Source organism: Colwellia sp. KS18-150, from assembly GCF_057551365.1.
In genome coordinates this window covers 161821-178463 of record NZ_BAAJMC010000002.1, presented here as the reverse complement: position 1 = coordinate 178463, position 16643 = coordinate 161821, and the positions used below count along the sequence as shown (strand labels likewise).

Below are 16643 nucleotides of genomic sequence, written 5' to 3'. Positions count from 1 at the left end.
TTAACACATGACGTTAAAAAGTTACTTACCTGGCGCCAGCATTGCTGTTATTACAGGCTTAGCTGCACTGTTTTTAAGTGAGCACTACGGAGCGCCAGCCATGCTATTCGCCTTATTGTTAGGCATAGCATTGTCATTTTTATATGAAGAAACATCATGTAAATTGGGAATAGAGTTTACAGCTTGTCATGTGTTAAGAGTCGGTGTTGCTTTATTAGGGCTACGTATTGCCTTGGATGACTTGTTTACTCTAGGGTGGCAAGCGATTGTTTTATTAGCCCTCGCTATTCTTTCAACCATTGTACTTGGCTTAATATTGGCAAAAGTGACGGGGTTGAAAAAAAGCTTTGGGGCACTCACTGGTGGCTCTGTTGCCATTTGTGGTGCTTCTGCTGCCATGGCTATTACTGCTGTTTTGCCCGATTACAAAGATAAAGAGCGCGATACCTTATTGACGGTAATTGGTGTCACGTCGCTTTCAACCATCGCTATGATTGCTTACCCCATAGTAGCAACGTATTTCGGTCTTGATAGTAATAGCGCTGGTTTGTTTTTAGGAGGCACCATTCATGATGTTGCACAAGTCGTAGGTGCTGGCTTTTCTATCTCTGAAGAAACCGGTAATACAGCAACCTTAGTAAAGCTAGTGCGTGTCAGTATGTTAATGCCGGTGGTGTTAATCATGTTAGTTGTGATCAAACGCTATAGCGCTGTAGATACTACGGGTGCTAAAGCCGCAAAAATTCCAGGCTTCTTAATCGCGTTTGTTGTATTAATGATGTTGAACTCAATGATTGAACTTCCTGAAATGGTAACTAATACAGCCACTGAAATATCGCGTTTTGCATTAATTATTTCAATTGCTGCAATAGGCATGAAGTCAAACTTATCGAAATTAACCTCAGTGGGTATGTTGCCGATATTTTTAATGGTGATGGAAACACTTTGGATAGCGGGCTTCATCTTGGCTGCTATTTTCATTTTATAGGCTACTTCCTCAATATTTTGGTATTAAAGGGCATTTTTTACTGCCCTTTATACCTTTGTCGTTAGCAACACCACCAGTAATTCAGCAATTTTATTCCTTTAAATAACATCGCTAAATACCTTCACCTTCGTTGAATATGCACTTAGCATTTATATTTATGCGAATGATATAAACCAAGATTTTTAATGTTTTATTAACACAAAACCGAATATTTGTACTAGTATCAAAGGTAAACAGATATTGTTGATTTATCGAGAAATTACTTAGACTGCACTATACTTAACAATAATATAAATATGTTTTTTTAAAGATGTATTCTTTAATAACTTGTGGCCACCTCAAGTTTCGAATCTGACCAGTATTTTTGGATAGCTTCATAAGTCTCATAATTAAATAAAAGGCAGGTTAGATATCTTGAAGTGGGTTAAATATTTTTTCTTCATACAGAGTATTTTAATCTTTGTTCCCAATGCATTATCTAAAGAAGTACGATTAGAAATTTCAAAGGTGAGCGATACCCCAAAACAGCACCTGTTTTATCACGAGCTCCTGACTCTTGCGATTAAGGATATTGGCCATACTCCAGTATTCACCGTTAGTGATATTCCTCAATTAAGAATAAAACGTTACTTAGACGCAGGCGTAACTTCAATTTATTGGATGCTCGAAACAGAAGAGAGAAATGAGCGCTACATTCCTATAGCCGTAGATCTCACTGATGGCTTGATTGGTCAAAGGATCCTTTTGATTAAAAAAGAAGATCAAGTACTTTATGATCAAGTAAAAAACCTTGGTGATTTTAGAGAGCTAGGCTTAACTGCTGGCATGGGGGTTAAATGGTTTGATGCTAAAGTTTGGCAAACTAATATGCTGAAGTATCAAGAGTTTGAAGGTAGGTGGTCATCCATTTTTAAAATGTTAGACAAAGGGAGAGGCTTTGATTATTTTGCTCGTGGTGCTAATGAGATTATTTTAGAAGCGAAACTAAATCCAGAATTAAAAATTGAAGATAAATTATTGTTTATTTATGATCGAGATTTTCGTTTTTATTTGAGTAAAACCGGGCCCAATGCCGGTGCTAAATATAAAGATATTATTACTCGTGCGATGATTAATGCTAAAGAAAGCGGCTTAATAAAGCGCTTAGTTGATAAATATTGGGGAAATGATATTAAATCATTAAATTATGATGATCGTATTAAGATCTATTTAGATCTACCTGAGAAAGAGAGTTATTTAGTAGAAAAACTTTTGCATATGAGGCTGTGCAAAGGCATAAATGTAAGTCTATTTTGCTTAAGTGATAAAGCAGAATAAGGCTTGAACAATGTCAGGGTAAAATAAAAAGCTTAGCAATTTTATCATTACTAAGCGTATATTATTTAACCTTGTTGAAAACGATACACTGAGCCTAAGTTAATAATTTGTGTTAATTCATCCAAAGCGGATCTTGATTCAATGAGCAATTGAGGATCGGCTAAATCCTTCGTATAAAGCTCATCACGATAATGTTTCTCTATCCAGTTATCTAAGGTAGTGAATAAACTATCAGTTAAGATGACGTTAGGATTTACGGCGGCTAGCTCTTGCTCTGAAAGCGCAACGCGCAAGCGTAAACAAGCGGGACCACCACCGTTTTTCATGCTTTGTTTTACGTCGAAAAAATGCACCTGCTTAATCGGGGTATTCAAGGTTAGTAACTTTTCTAAATAAGCTGAAACAGCACTATTTTCCTGACATTCTGTAGGCGCTATGATGGCCATTTCTCCATTAGGCAAGGTGATTACTTGGGTATTGAATAAGTAACTTGATACAGCATCTTGCACTGGTACATCTTGAGTGGTCACTTCAATAAAATGAAAGGGTGTTTTTTGCCCAAGTTTTGCTTGTATCTCACCAAACCCTTGATCAGGATTTAAAAATGCTTGCTCATGATAAAATAGAACGTTTTGATTACCTACCGCGATAACATCATTATGAAAAACGCCTTGGTCGATAATGTCAGGATTTTGCTGCATGAAAACAATATTTTTATCGTTAAGACCATGTAATCGCGTAACAGCTTGGCTGGCTTCAAAGGTTTGGCGAGCAGGAAATTTTTGTGGTGCAGGTTTACTGCTGTCAAAGGCGTAACGCCCGTAAACAAAAAGCTCAACACCTGACTTGCCATAATCACCATTGGCACATAAACGGGTATGGTTAGCGGCGCCTTCATCGCCAAAATGTTCATTATCGGGTAAGTGTTGATGATGAGCAAAATACTGCTCATTATTAAACATGGCTTTGAGTATATTGCCGGTAATTTCTGGCTCTAAAGAGCGATGATATTTATTGGTTAAATTAGCCGGAGTAAAGTGTACTTTGCCATCCACAGTATCGGCGCTAGGCGATACTGTTGCAGCATTAGCTGTCCACATACTTGAAGCACTACAACAAGCGCGCAATAAATGTGGAGCCTGCGCTTCGGCTTGTGAAATAACATCGCTATCAGAACCAGTAAAACCAATACGGCGTAGCGCATAAACATCTGGTCGCTCTTGCGGCGCCAACACGCCTTGAATCATGCCCATATCCATCAGGGCTTTCATTTTTCTTAAGCCTTGTTTAGCTGCTTGTTTGGGGTGCGAGGCATCTTTGGCATTTTTTGATGAGGCGACATTGCCAAATGATAATCCGGCATAGTTATGCGTTGGTCCCACTAAACCATCAAAATTGGCTTCTGTAAATTTCATTTTATTGTCACTCCTAAAGTACTTAACAATTTACGGACACGATCTGGTCTTACCTATTATATGCATTAAAAGTAAAAAGGGTGCTATTACTTTTTATTGAGATCTGCTGACCTCTTAACCTCAATTTAACGCACCAAGGAGTACAGTGTTGTTACATTTTGATATAAGAGGTTAACTGTGAAGTCTCCATTACACTTTTATGCTGTGGTTTCTCTTTGTTTTTTAAGTGCTTGTTCAACATTTGATGATGTGCACTATGATGAAAAAGCTAATGCACAAATAAAAAAACTTGCCAATACTGAAATTGATTTTAACGATGAGTCGACAACTATTGCCTTGTCAGAGTTAATGGTTATTGAAGAAGCACAGGAGTTAATTACTCTTGCGTTAGCCAATAACCCTAGCTTGCAGCAAACCCTATTAACCTTAAAAACCGCAGAGCAGCAGCTTAATGTGACAGGTGCTTCACAGTGGCCGAGTGTTTCGGCTGGTTTGAATGCTAATAAACAAGAAGGCATGTCGACTAACTATGAGCCTAGTGTAGATGTTGCTTGGACTATCGATATTTGGCAGCAATATGCTAATGCTAATAGTGCTCAACAAGCAAACCTAATGTCCAGTGCTTATGCTTTTCAAGGAGCAAAAGACTTATTAGCAGCAAACGTGATCAATGCGTATTTAGGCTTAGTGCAATATGCACAATTAATCTCTATTGAAGCGGATCGTGTAGCCACCTTAAAAACCAATGAAAAAATTATTATTGATCGGTATCGCAAAGGGTTAATTGAATTAAGTGAGCTTGATACCGCCAAATCATCTACCCAAAGTAGCCAAGCAACCTTAGTGGATTACCAAGCGCAGTATCAGCAAGCTAAACGAAACTTATCTTTACTGACGGGACTCACCATTAATGACGTTACCTACCGAGTAAATTTTCCAAAGGTACTTTTACCATTAGATGAACTTGAATCGCAAAATTTAGCACGTCGCCCTGATTTACAGCAGGCTTATCAAAGTATCATTGCTAGCCAATATCAGCATAAAGTGGCTTATAAAGCCTTGTTACCAAACCTGACTTTAAATGCATCAGTTGGCGGCTCAAGTAATGACCTACATGACGCCCTATTTGGCAGTAGTGCTTGGCAAGTTTTAGGGCAGTTATCTGCTCCTTTGTTTAACGCGGGTAAACTTACCAGTGAAGTGGAAATAGCCAAGTTTTCAGCAGAAAAAAGCTACTGGGGTTTTCAAGAAACCTTATTAGGGGCAGTGAATGAAGTGGATAACGCCATTGCACAAGAGCAGGCGATTAAAGAGCGATTAGCGTTAACCGAATCAGCCTTAGCAAGCGCCAAGCGTAGTGAAGATACTTATACCGAAAGATATCGTTATGGCACCGCTTCGTTAATTGATTTATTACAAATTCAAAAGCAAACCTTTTCATTACAAGCACAAGTGACGCAGTTGACTTATCAACTGCTAACAAACCGTATTACCTTAGGGCTAGCCCTGGGATTAGGAGTTTAAACCATGCAAATTTTTAATAAAACGACACTGATCACCGTAGCAGGGTTTGCCAGTATATTTATCGCCATTGCCGTCAATGGTGCCTTATCAGCAAAACAGCAACAAAAGCCGCCAATAAAAGCACCTATACAATATCCAATCGTCTCGGTAGCGCAAGTGCAGCCTATATCAGAGCAAGCTAAAGTGTATGCCTTTGGAGAAGTAACCTCAAGAAATCAATTAGAACTCACTTCACAAGTTAGCGGTAAGCTAATTTATTTATCGCCAACATTTTTGACCGGTAATACTTTCAAACGTGGTGAAGTACTCGCTCAGATTGAGCCTATTGTTTATCAAGAAGCGTTAGCCGTTGCACATGCAACATTGGCTGATGCTAAACTTGCCCTAGCTCAAGAGCAGTTAAACAGTGAGCAAGCAGCACAAGAATGGCAACACTCTGGTTTGGCAGCTGAGCAAGCGTCAGATTTAGTGTTAAGGAAGCCACAACTTGCGGTAGCAAAAGCCAACCATGTCTTAGCTCAGAAACAGGTAGAAAAAGCTGAATATGATTTAGCGCAAACGAAAATTGTTGCACCATTTGATGCCTTAATTGTGGCTAAACAAGTACAAGTGGGTAGCAATATTCAATCAGGCAGTATTGTTGCCAGCCTGTATGATATAGCCTTATTTGAAGTGGTTCTGCCTTTATCGACTCAACAATGGCAGCTGTTAGCTATAAAGCACAATGATCCTCAGCAGCTTAAAGATATCGATATTTTATTAACGGATGAAACTGGGCAGCATCAGTGGCCAGCGACCATTGACCGATTTGAGCAGCATATTGATGGTCAAAGTAGGCAACGTGCAATTATTGCCACGGTAAATGATCCTATCGCACAAGCAAGTCCATTATTTCCAGGGACTTTTGTCAAAGCGAATATTGAAGGACAAGCACTCTCAAAGCTATGGAAATTACCTGCTTCAGCATTAATTGATAATGATAAAGTGTGGCAAGTTAGCGAAGATGGTCTATTAAGCTATCTGCCTGTGAGTCTCGCCTTTTCACAAGACAATGATATTTATGTGCAACCATTAACAACTCAAACACAAGCGCGTGTCGTTAAACGTCCATTAGCAAGTTACTTAGCTAACATGAAGGTTGAAGCGGTGATTGAAGATGAGCAAACAGCAGTTAAAGAGCTTGCACTTATCGGCCATCACGAGCAGGAGTCAGAGTAATGAAAATTCCTAACGACCATAATCAAAGCCAAAACTATAATCAAGGTGGAATCATTGCTTGGTTTGCTGGTAACTCTGTTGCAGCTAATCTATTGATGCTGTCGATAATTTTTCTAGGCCTTATGTCATTTAATGAGTTACGCAAAGAAGCTTTTCCTCCTTTTCCTGCGGACTCTATTCGTATCTCGATGACTTATGATAGTGGTGATGCCAAATTATCTGAAGAAGGGATTGCGATAAAAATAGAAGAGGCATTAGCGACGGTACAAGGTATCAAGCGTATTACTTCTACCTCAAATGCCAATGGTAGCTCTGTGGTGGTTGAAGGGATATCTGGTTATGACCTAGATATCTTACTACGTGATGTTAAAGCGAAAGTAGATGCTATTTATAATTTTCCCGCTGATGCTGAAAATCCCGTGGTTGAAGAAGAAACACGTTTACAACAAGCGTATTCTATTAAAATTTATGGTGATAGTGACAGGGCTGCTTTACAAGCAATTGCAGAGCGTCTTAAAGCAGATCTTCTAGCACAACCATTAATTTCTAATGTTGAAATTAATGGTAAAGCTGAGCCCATGATGTCAATTGAACTAGATGAACAAAAGTTACAAGCTTATAATTTATCTTTTACTGATGTCGCCACTATTGTGAATAATGAATCATCAACCGCCATCTCAACTAGCTTACGTAATGCTGATAAAGTGATGAGCTTGAAAGTAGCTGAACAAGCATACTCTCAACAAGAATTTTCCAATATCCCTTTGTTAACTATGGCTGATGGCAGTTATGTCCGCTTAGGAGATGTGGCTAAAATAAACGATGACTTTGCTGATGATGTCTTTGTTATTGGTCGTTATAACGGTTTACCGGGTATTGGTGTTGAAATCAATGTTGATGAAAATGGTGATGTGCTTAAGATTGTAGAACAAGCTGATAAAATAGTTGCTAAGTGGCAAGAAAGTGCTCTACTACCACAAAACATTTTCATGGAAACATGGAACGATGGCGGTACCTTAATTCGTGATAGATTAGCCTTATTAGTCAAAAATGCCTTATCCGGTATTGCCTTAGTGTTTATTGTTTTAGCTTTGTTTTTAAACTTGCGTGTCGCTTTTTGGGTGACAGCTGGTTTGCCCTTTATTTTCTGTGGCACATTATTTTTCATGACGGATAACTTTACTGGCATGACGATTAATGAAATGACTACCTTTGGTTTTATACTCGCCCTCGGGATAGTAGTTGATGATGCTGTGGTGGTAGGGGAAAGTATTTATACCACGCGTAAAGAGCAAGGTGATAGCTTAAATAGCACTATTGAAGGCACTAAAAAAGTTGCTACTCCCACTATTTTTGGTGTGCTAACAACGGTGGCAACGTTTATTGCTTTAGCGAATGTTGAAGGCAATATGGGGACGGTTTACGCACAGTTTGCTGTGGTTGTAACCGTTTGTTTATTGCTGTCTGTAGTGGAGTCAAAATTAGTATTACCTGCACATTTAGCGCATTTAAATACCCACCGTAAACCTAAAAAAGGCCTAGCGAATATTTGGCCGCGTATTCAGGAAGTAGCTGATAATAGTTTACAATGGTTTAACAAACGTATTTATACTCCTGCGGTAAAGTGGGCTATTAATTATCGCTATGCTGTTCTGTTCGGCTTTATTGCTATTTTTATTTCTGTGATCGGTATGGTCTCTAATGGCAGTGTCCGTACGGCTTTTTTTCCAGAAATTCCAGGCAATGTGATTCAGGCGAATATGATTATGCAAAATGACGCCAGCTTTGGTCAAACTAATAAAAATTTAGCTACCATTGAACAAGCTGCTATTTTGGCGGACCAACAGCTAATGTCAGACTATGCTGCGCAAGGTAGCGCTATTGATACGATAGAGGTTATTGGTGAAAGCGACTCAACTGGCTCTGTGGTGATTGAGCTAGATGAAAGTTCACCTTATCAATTACCTGAATTTGCACGAGTTTGGAAAGAGTTTGCCAAAATGCCAGAGGGAGCTCGCAAGCTCGATATTCGTTCTGGTTTTGCCAGCGGCGATAATTTTAAAGTGGAGTTAAAAGCTTGGAATACCGATACTATTCTTCAAGCAGGTCAAGAAATTAAAGCGGCGATCAGTCAAATTTCAGGTGTTAGCGGTATTGATGATAATTTTGATTCAGGTCAGGCACAGTTACGTTTTTCATTAACTGAGCAAGGACTATCATTAGGGTTAACCACCCAAGGCTTGTCTCGACAAGTATTGCAAGCTTTTGGTGGTGAAATAGTTCAGCGTTACCAACGCGGTAAAGATGAAGTTAAAGTGCGTATTCGTTATCCTGAAAATGAACGTCAAACGGTTGATGATGTACTTAATGCTAAAGTGAGACTATCAAATGGAGACGTTGTACCGTTAGCGCTTGTGGCTACGATAACGCCAGAGTACCAACAAAATGAAATTACTCGTATTTCAGGTTTACCAGCGGTATATGTTAGTGCTCAAGTTGATAAAGATATTATTTCATCAAATGAGCTAGTTTCGCAGTTAAGACAATCTGTAGTACCAAATCTAGAGAATCGCTTTCCTGATTTAAATATTCATTTTGCTGGCGAAGCAGAGCAACAAGCAGAGACGACCGGCTCTATGTCTCGTTTATTTATGATGGCCATGGCTGCTATATATATTCTGTTAGCTATTCCGCTGCGCTCTTATGTGCAGCCTGTGATCATCATGATGGCTATTCCATTTGGTTTGGTAGGGGCAATATTAGGACATTGGTTAAATGATATGGTGTTAAGTATTCTATCATTTAACGGTATCGTCGCCTTAAGCGGTGTGGTGGTCAATGACAGCTTGCTATTGGTTTCTCGATTTAACGCCCTTAAAAAAGAGGGTATGAAAGTCGCTGAGGCAGTGCTTAGTGCTTGTACTGGCCGTTTACGTGCGGTGTTACTCACCTCAATAACTACCTACGCAGGCTTAATGCCGCTATTGAGTGAAACATCGCCACAGGCACAATTTATTATTCCGGCAGCGGCGTCTTTAGGGTATGGTATTTTATTTGCCACCTTTATCACATTATTGTTGGTGCCTTCGTTGCTAATGATGCATCAAGATGCCCTGACAGCTATTGATAAATTAAAAGCAAAGTTTAGCTCACAACCGAGTAAAGCATTAGAGATTTAACTTATGGGTATCAATGTACTACTAGTAGAAGATGATATTGATTTGGCCGCCACTGTGGTGGATTACTTTGAGCTTGAAAATATTTACTGTGATCACGCTGCAAATGGTGTGCAGGGCTTGGGATTAATTGAAGCGAATGACTATCAAGTTATTATTCTTGATTTAAACCTACCTAAACTGGACGGTTTATCTGTTTGTCAAAAAGTGAGAGAAAATAGTGATGATACGCCTATTTTAATGTTAACCGCCCGTGATTCTTTACATGATAAAGTGGCGGGATTTGATGCCGGTACGGATGATTACTTAGTCAAACCTTTTGAAATTGAAGAATTGCTGGTGAGAGTGAATGCCTTATCTAAACGCCGTAGTGGTCAGGTGAGTAACTTAAGTGTGGGTAAGTTAGTTTTACAGCTTAAAGCTAAAGCCGCGAGCTTTGACAATCAATTCATAAAGCTAACACCTACTACGTTTAAGTTATTAGAAAAGCTGATGCGAGAGGTGGGTAAACCTGTTTCTCGATTATCGTTAATGCAAGCGGTCTGGGGAGAAGAGCAACCTGATAGTAATAGTTTGAAAGTGCATATTCATCATTTAAGAAAGCAATTAGAGCTTGTTAATGCTGATGTCTCTTTGGATACCGAAACTGGCTTTGGTTTTGTGTTAAGGCAAGATTAATGACATTGATAATTATGGTTTAAAATATGGTTTAAAATTATGAGTATTCGCACTTACCTCTTCAGCTTATTAACCACCTTAGTATTAATTATTGCCATCGCTTTGTCGTATCAAAGTGGTCGCTTATTTGTCAGTGCCATTGATTTAGCCTCTGAAGGAATGATGTATTCTATCGGTTTGCAATACCCTAAGTCAGGCAAGGTAGAGCAAAAGATACTCAATTTTCATGCGACAACAGATTGGTTAAAAGTACCGCAAGCTGTGCGTCAACGCTTTCCAAACATTCCTAAAGAAAAAAATGTTCACCACTCCATTTTTGAAGATTGGATATACATAGCCCCACCAGGGCGAGCTTATTCTTTAATGGTGGTTGAGCATGAGGGGCGACAAGTGTTTGTGTCTCGTTTTAATGAGCATATTGCTGAGAGTATGGAAAAACACCGAAAAAATGATCCTTTCTTCATTGATCCTATGGTGCTGGTGCTTATTGTTGGTATTTCAGTCATTGTTATATTTATTCTTACCTTATTGAGTACCTTTAAAAAAATTGCTGTGCCGGTAGAGTCATTACAACAGTGGGCTAAAAAACTTAAGGTAAGTGATTTAGATAATGATATTCCTGACTTTAAATATAAAGAATTGAACGGTTTAGCTAGTTTGATGCATGAAAATTTAGCTTCAGTTGCTGAGTCGGTAAAGCGAGAGCAACGCTTTTTAAGCTATGCCAGTCATGAGCTGAGAACACCTATTGCTGTGTTGAGAAGTAATACCGCTTTACTGGAAAAAATAAACCCAGAGCCCTCTGAAAAAGAGCGCTTAGTAAGGGACAGAATAGAACGAGCTAGTTTAACCATGAAATCAATGACAGAGACATTATTATGGTTAAGCCGTGAAGGTGAAACGGATATGCCTCTTGAGTCGGTTAATTTAGGAGAGTTAATCGAAAGTAGGGCACAAGAGTTAACTTACCTGCTTGCAGGTAAAAATGTTGCGGTTAATTTTACCCTCGATGCTAGTGCCGTTGAGCTCGCGTTAACACCCAGTATCATAGTACTAAATAACTTACTTCGTAACGCTTTTCAACACACTCAACAGGGACAAGTTGATATAATACAAGCAGGTAATAAAGTTATTATTACCAATACTGAATTTGAGCAAGAAGAAGGCGCTCAAAGTCATGATGAATTAGGTTTCGGCCTAGGTATGCAATTAGTTGAAAAACTCACTAAACAGTTCGGTTGGCAATATAGCGCCAATCAATTAATAAATGGTTATACCGTTACGGTTAAATTTAATGGTGAAACTTAATTAGCTTTTTAACCTAAATTTAACCTAAATTTAACCTATAGCCGTTTACACTCAACAGTAAATATAGTTTTGGGAGCAAATTATGACCTTATCAACACAAACTAAAGTATTACATAGCATTATTGCACTGAGTATGATCAGCCTGTTAGCCATAGGTATCTATATGGAAGAGACTAAATCATTTGGTTTATATCCGTGGCATAAATCATTTGGCGTTTTAGTTTTAATTTTTGCGATATATCGTATTTACGTGCGAATCAAAGAAGGTTGGCCACAACCTATTGCTGATACGCCCGTTATTCAGCTTATTGTCGCTAAACTGGTGCATTGGGGATTGATTATTAGCACGGTACTTTACCCTATTTCTGGCATGATGATGTCAGGAGCTGGCGGTAAAGGCATTGCTGTGTTCGGAATTGAATTAATGGCCAGAAATATAGATCCTATTACCAACAAAACGGCGCCGGTAAATGAAATGATAGCCTCTATCGGCCATAACATTCATGGCACGCTAGTCTGGATAGTTATTGTTACTATCGTTTTACATGCTGCTGGCGCAATTAAGCATCATGTGATTGATAAAGATGACACATTGAGAAGAATGTTTTCATTTAAGTCATAAACTTGTCTTGATAGCACGCCATGGCATTGGCGTGCTAATTATCATATCAGCTGCCAATGCTGATTTTACCTTTCTCTAATCCTTTCTATTTTCCATTTCCTTTCTTCTATACACGCTAGTATTCGATATTTCCACAAACAATGAACAATCGATATAGTATCTTGAGATATAAAAATAAATTATTTTGTGACTATTTCTGACTTGCTGCGAATAATTAAGTGAACAATTAATTTAACGAGATGCGGGAGTATAAATGTCAGCCTTTCAACAACACCTTAACTCATTGACCATTAAGATTAATACACCTAAAACGTTTATCGATTTTTGCTTGGACTATTCTGCATGACGATCAGTAAAGAGCAGTTATTCTCTCAAATGATGCAGCAGCATAAAGGCATTATTTATAAAGTAGTTAATTCATATTGTCAGCATCATGATGATAGACAGGACTTGGCTCAAGAGATATTAACGACCATGTGGTTGTCATTTGATAACTATAATTCAGAATTTAAATTCTCAACATGGATATATCGAATTGCCCTTAATATTGCCATCTCTTTCTACCGAAAAGACAGTAAGCGAGAAGATAAAGCTAATGAATCAGAAGCATGTTTGATTGAAATTTCAGATTTATCAGAAGAAGACCGAAGTGACGAAGTGAAGCAACTATATGGATTTATAGCTCAGCTAGATAAGTTAAATAAAGGCATTATGTTGCTTTATTTGGAAGGTGAAAGTTATGAGAGTATTGCTGACAATTTAGGTATCAGCAAAACCAATGTCGCGACACGTATAGGGCGCATTAAAGAAAAGTTAAAAAATCAATTTAAACAGCAGGAGCTTTAAGATGGATTTAGATCAATTTAAAAACACTTGGCAGCATCAAGACAGTAATAATGATGAAAGCATTAAAATTAATCAAACATTGTTAACTAGCATAAATGTAAATAAACAAATGGTTGAACTTCGAAATATGAAGTGGGCTAGAGCTATTGAGTCTACCATATTCTTGCTAATTATTGTGGCACTATCACAATATATTGTTAATCATTTAGCGCTAACAGCGGCAACTATCTCAGCGGCTATTCTAAATATATTTGCTATCGTTGGACTAGCGGGGAATATTGGTCAAATTGCTTTGCTCAATCGTGTGGACTATTCAATGCCAATCAAGACATTGCAAAAACATATCCTTGATTTGTGCTCACATAAGTTACAAGTAACTAAATTACTTTTATGGTCTGCCCCGTTTTATATGGCGTATGTTTTTTTGGGCTTCGATGTACTATTTAGTGTTGATTTAGCTCAACATTTATCGAGTAATATGATCTGGTTTTATCTTGGCTCTTCAAGTTTGATGTTAGTTGCAGCAAGCATGTTTTTAACTAAGTTGAATTATCAAAATATCACTCGCAAGTGGGTTAAAAAAGTTATTGAAATAATCCTAGGTGAACGCTTAATCAAGATGGCTGATTTTATTAATCGGATGGAATATGCGAAATAGGGCATGGGGATAGGCTGCTTAATAATTTTTTGTTTTTAAACAGCCAATGATAATAAATACTTAAGCGTCAGGTAATTTTTCGTCTAACGATTTCAATGAGCGAAGAAATAAGCCTAAGCCACCAAAAGCTAATACTAAAATAATGATTAAATCAAATGACGTCATAGTTCTAAAGCTAAAGCGAATAGAGGAAACTACGCCAAAAATAAGGCCTGTTATTGAGCCAATAGCTAACAACCATCCAAGGATGTTTTTACCATTATAAAAGATCAGCCCAACACCAAAGATAAAGGGTAACATCACCATACCGCTAGTAATGTTGTAATGCCCTCCCATCGCTGAAAAGCCATATAAGCGCATTCCCATACCAAAACTCGAGGTAACCGTTATCGCATTGAGTAGCAAATAAAAACCTCCGCACATCATAATAAGGCCAATAAAAAAATGACCTAATCCACCAGACGTTCCACCAGCTCCTTTCATAGTTACCTCTATAATCTTCTTGTTAAGTATTCTCTACCGAATAAGGATCTTCGGCTAGTAAGTATGCTCTTAAATCCGCTTTATTAGGCTGGCTTGTGAGCCACTCTCTAAGCGCTTTAACTTTATCATATGACTCTTGACCAAATTTGTCGGTATAAATATCAATAAAGTTTTCTTTAGTGCTATTGATACGTATATTCCGTTGCCAATGATTTGTTAGCACTGCATTTAAAGAGCCAGCAAGCCCTTTTATTTTCATTAGTTCCCATTCTCCTTTATCTAACCATACACCGCCAACACTAGCGCTGTAGTCTATGCGGTGAGTAGTAGACGATGAAATTTTGAATTTACGCATAATAGCACCAGTTACTGGACACAATAATGCTTTCTTAGTGTCGTCGACTTCGCAACAAATATTGTCATCAAACGCAAATTCTGGATTACGCTCCTTCCAAGCAACATAATCTTCAATTAAAATCCAATTTCCTTCGCATTTTGAGCATGTATGCGCTCTAAACTGCCCGTCAACAACACTCGGCAATAAATCACCGTTTTTACAACTGGTACATTTCATATTCTACTCTCAATTGGTAAGTGAATGTATGCTCTCTAGTATTACTCTGTTACTTGAGGCGTGTTACTATTTTCATTAGTAATAGGCATATTAGATTGCTTGATAACATCTTTTACTTCACTGATTAAACCACTTTTCCCCTTAAGTAAATCAGTTAATGTACCTGAGTCTTTTTCTACTAATTCTAACTCTTGTAACATGGCATCTATAACGGGAGCATTAGCGCGATAATTAAGTGCGGCGGAAGTAATTTGCTCAGCAATACTGCCATTACTGGAATTTGAAGGTGCACCATTTACCGCTTGCGCAGTATTGTTGCCATAACCTTGTAAAATTTTAATACCATCAATATTTTCAAGTGGTTTCACTGAGTTGGCGATCATTTCAGGTAATGCATTTAAGATGGCAAGAGATTTTTGTAGCTCAATTTGCTCATCACGTAGCGTATTTTCAGCCTCGTATAAGGCTTTTTTACCAAGTGCATCAACGGCATAAATCTTTTCATCAGCATCAGCTTTTAATTTCGTTGCATCGGCCTTGGCTTTAGCTTCGGTTAGTACCGCAGCGGCTTTATCTTCTGCTGCACGTTTTTCAGCATCAGCTTGAACTGTGATGCTTACCGCATCTCTTTCTGCTTCTTTTGTTGCATCAATAACTTCAATTTGTTTTTGACGATTTGCTTCAGCAACATGCCTGATAGTGATAACGGACTCTTCTTTTTCAACACGTTCTTTTTCTGCTTCAGCCGCTTTAGCACGCGCAGCTGATTCAGCTTCTGATTTTTCAGCAACGGCTATCTGTTTGTCTTGTTCGGCGACCTCAATATCACGTTGTTGTTGAATTCTTGCTTGCTCTAATGCCGTACGCTTATCAATTTCTCTAGATTCTACATCCCTATTTTTTTGAATTTCAGCTACTTCAATAGCTTGTTCTTTTGATATTTGGGCTTCGCGCTCTTCACGCTCTTTCATTTCGCGTGTTTTGGTTATTTCAGCTTTTTGTTCAACACGTTTAAATTCAAGCACTTGCTCTTGAGCGATACGTAGCTCTTCTTCTTCTTTTTTAATTTCTAACGACTCACGTTCTGCTTCAAGGTTTCTACGTTCAATTTGAACACGGTTTTCTTGTTCAATATCGTTAGTTTCTTTACGTTTTTCTTCAATTATTTTGGCTAAACGTGCACGCCCTTCAGCATCAAAAGCATTATTTTCATTAAAGAAATGTAGGTCCGTTTGATCGAAACCTGTTAATGAAACTGATTCAAGCTCTAAACCATTCTTCTCTAAATCATTGGCAACATTTTGTTGAACTTTTTGTACAAAATCAGCACGTTGCTCATGCATTTCTGTCATTGACATTTCTGCGGCTACGGTTCGAAGTACATCAACAAATTTTGATTCCATTAATTTTTTTAGCTCATCAACACGCATTGTTCGGCTACCTAACGTTTGCGCAGCCATTGAAATACCTTCACTGTGTGGTGCAACGCGCAAATAGAAATCAGCTTTGACATCGACACGCATTCTGTCTTTAGTGATTAATGAGTCTTTTTCGATTTTTTCCACTTCTATACGCAGGGTATTCATATTCACGGGGATGGTTTCATGTAGAACAGGTAGACAAATTGCGCCGCCATCCTTAACAACTTTTTCCCCTCCCATACCTGTACGAACAAAAGCGATCTCTTTAGTGGCACGAACATAAAGTTTGGCAAATATTAACCCTATAGTGATAAAGGCTAATATACCTGCGCCTATCATTATAAAGATAAAGTTAGAGTTAGAAGTGAAATTTTCCATAAGAAGCTATCCTTGTTTTTATATTTGTTAAAAATGG

General features: G+C 38.2%; 14 protein-coding genes. 10 read left to right on the top strand and 4 right to left on the bottom strand.

Annotated features, from left to right (window positions below; translation table 11 throughout):
• Positions 1–7 precede the first annotated feature (7 nt).
• Together AC27IF_RS04120 and AC27IF_RS04115 are read left to right on the top strand one after the other, a co-directional pair.
• Positions 8–988 carry a YeiH family protein gene (locus tag AC27IF_RS04120; protein ID WP_487052465.1) on the top strand — a complete coding sequence of 327 codons (981 nt, stop codon included), beginning with the start codon at positions 8–10 and terminating at the stop codon, positions 986–988.
• Positions 989–1402: 414 nt separating this feature from the next.
• On the top strand, positions 1403–2305 hold the full coding sequence (locus AC27IF_RS04115; protein WP_487052464.1) for a hypothetical protein: 903 nt from the start codon (positions 1403–1405) through the stop codon (positions 2303–2305).
• A 65-nt stretch (positions 2306–2370) separates the two neighbouring features.
• On the opposite strand, the gene astB is transcribed toward AC27IF_RS04115, so the two are convergent.
• Positions 2371–3720, bottom strand: coding sequence for an N-succinylarginine dihydrolase (astB, locus tag AC27IF_RS04110; protein WP_487052463.1), 1350 nt, complete (start codon positions 3718–3720; stop codon positions 2371–2373).
• Positions 3721–3897: 177 nt separating this feature from the next.
• Between astB and AC27IF_RS04105 the strand changes: the two genes are divergently transcribed.
• From AC27IF_RS04105 to AC27IF_RS04070, 8 genes are all read left to right on the top strand, one after another.
• A complete protein-coding gene (locus tag AC27IF_RS04105; protein ID WP_487052462.1) occupies positions 3898–5244 on the top strand; it encodes a TolC family protein in 1347 nt (448 codons plus the stop codon).
• Between the two features lie 3 nt (positions 5245–5247).
• The gene (locus AC27IF_RS04100; protein ID WP_487052461.1) at positions 5248–6462 is read left to right on the top strand and encodes an efflux RND transporter periplasmic adaptor subunit; all 1215 of its coding nucleotides are present in this window, start codon (positions 5248–5250) and stop codon (positions 6460–6462) included.
• A complete protein-coding gene (locus AC27IF_RS04095; protein WP_487052460.1) occupies positions 6462–9641 on the top strand; it encodes an efflux RND transporter permease subunit in 3180 nt (1059 codons plus the stop codon). The genes AC27IF_RS04100 and AC27IF_RS04095 overlap by 1 nt, the downstream gene beginning before the upstream one ends.
• Before the next feature lie 3 nt (positions 9642–9644).
• Positions 9645–10316: a response regulator transcription factor gene (locus AC27IF_RS04090; RefSeq protein ID WP_487052459.1), complete on the top strand. Its 672-nt coding sequence runs from the start codon at positions 9645–9647 to the stop codon at positions 10314–10316.
• A 39-nt stretch (positions 10317–10355) separates the two neighbouring features.
• Complete coding sequence (locus AC27IF_RS04085; protein ID WP_487052458.1) at positions 10356–11624, top strand: sensor histidine kinase; 1269 nt, start codon at positions 10356–10358, stop codon at positions 11622–11624.
• A gap of 82 nt (positions 11625–11706) precedes the next feature.
• Positions 11707–12246 carry a cytochrome b gene (locus AC27IF_RS04080; protein ID WP_487052457.1) on the top strand — a complete coding sequence of 180 codons (540 nt, stop codon included), beginning with the start codon at positions 11707–11709 and terminating at the stop codon, positions 12244–12246.
• A gap of 342 nt (positions 12247–12588) precedes the next feature.
• Positions 12589–13092 carry an RNA polymerase sigma factor gene (locus AC27IF_RS04075; RefSeq protein ID WP_487052456.1) on the top strand — a complete coding sequence of 168 codons (504 nt, stop codon included), beginning with the start codon at positions 12589–12591 and terminating at the stop codon, positions 13090–13092.
• Position 13093: 1 nt separating this feature from the next.
• Complete coding sequence (locus AC27IF_RS04070; RefSeq protein ID WP_487052455.1) at positions 13094–13750, top strand: hypothetical protein; 657 nt, start codon at positions 13094–13096, stop codon at positions 13748–13750.
• 60 nt (positions 13751–13810) lie between these two features.
• On the opposite strand, the gene AC27IF_RS04065 is transcribed toward AC27IF_RS04070, so the two are convergent.
• From AC27IF_RS04065 to AC27IF_RS04055, 3 genes are read right to left on the bottom strand one after another with little or no spacing between them, the layout of a single operon-like run.
• The gene (locus AC27IF_RS04065) at positions 13811–14233 is read right to left on the bottom strand and encodes a hypothetical protein (protein ID WP_487052454.1); all 423 of its coding nucleotides are present in this window, start codon (positions 14231–14233) and stop codon (positions 13811–13813) included.
• Between the two features lie 22 nt (positions 14234–14255).
• Complete coding sequence (locus tag AC27IF_RS04060; protein WP_487052453.1) at positions 14256–14807, bottom strand: zf-TFIIB domain-containing protein; 552 nt, start codon at positions 14805–14807, stop codon at positions 14256–14258.
• Positions 14808–14848: 41 nt separating this feature from the next.
• Positions 14849–16606: a flotillin family protein gene (locus AC27IF_RS04055; RefSeq protein WP_487052452.1), complete on the bottom strand. Its 1758-nt coding sequence runs from the start codon at positions 16604–16606 to the stop codon at positions 14849–14851.
• Positions 16607–16643: the final 37 nt, after the last annotated feature.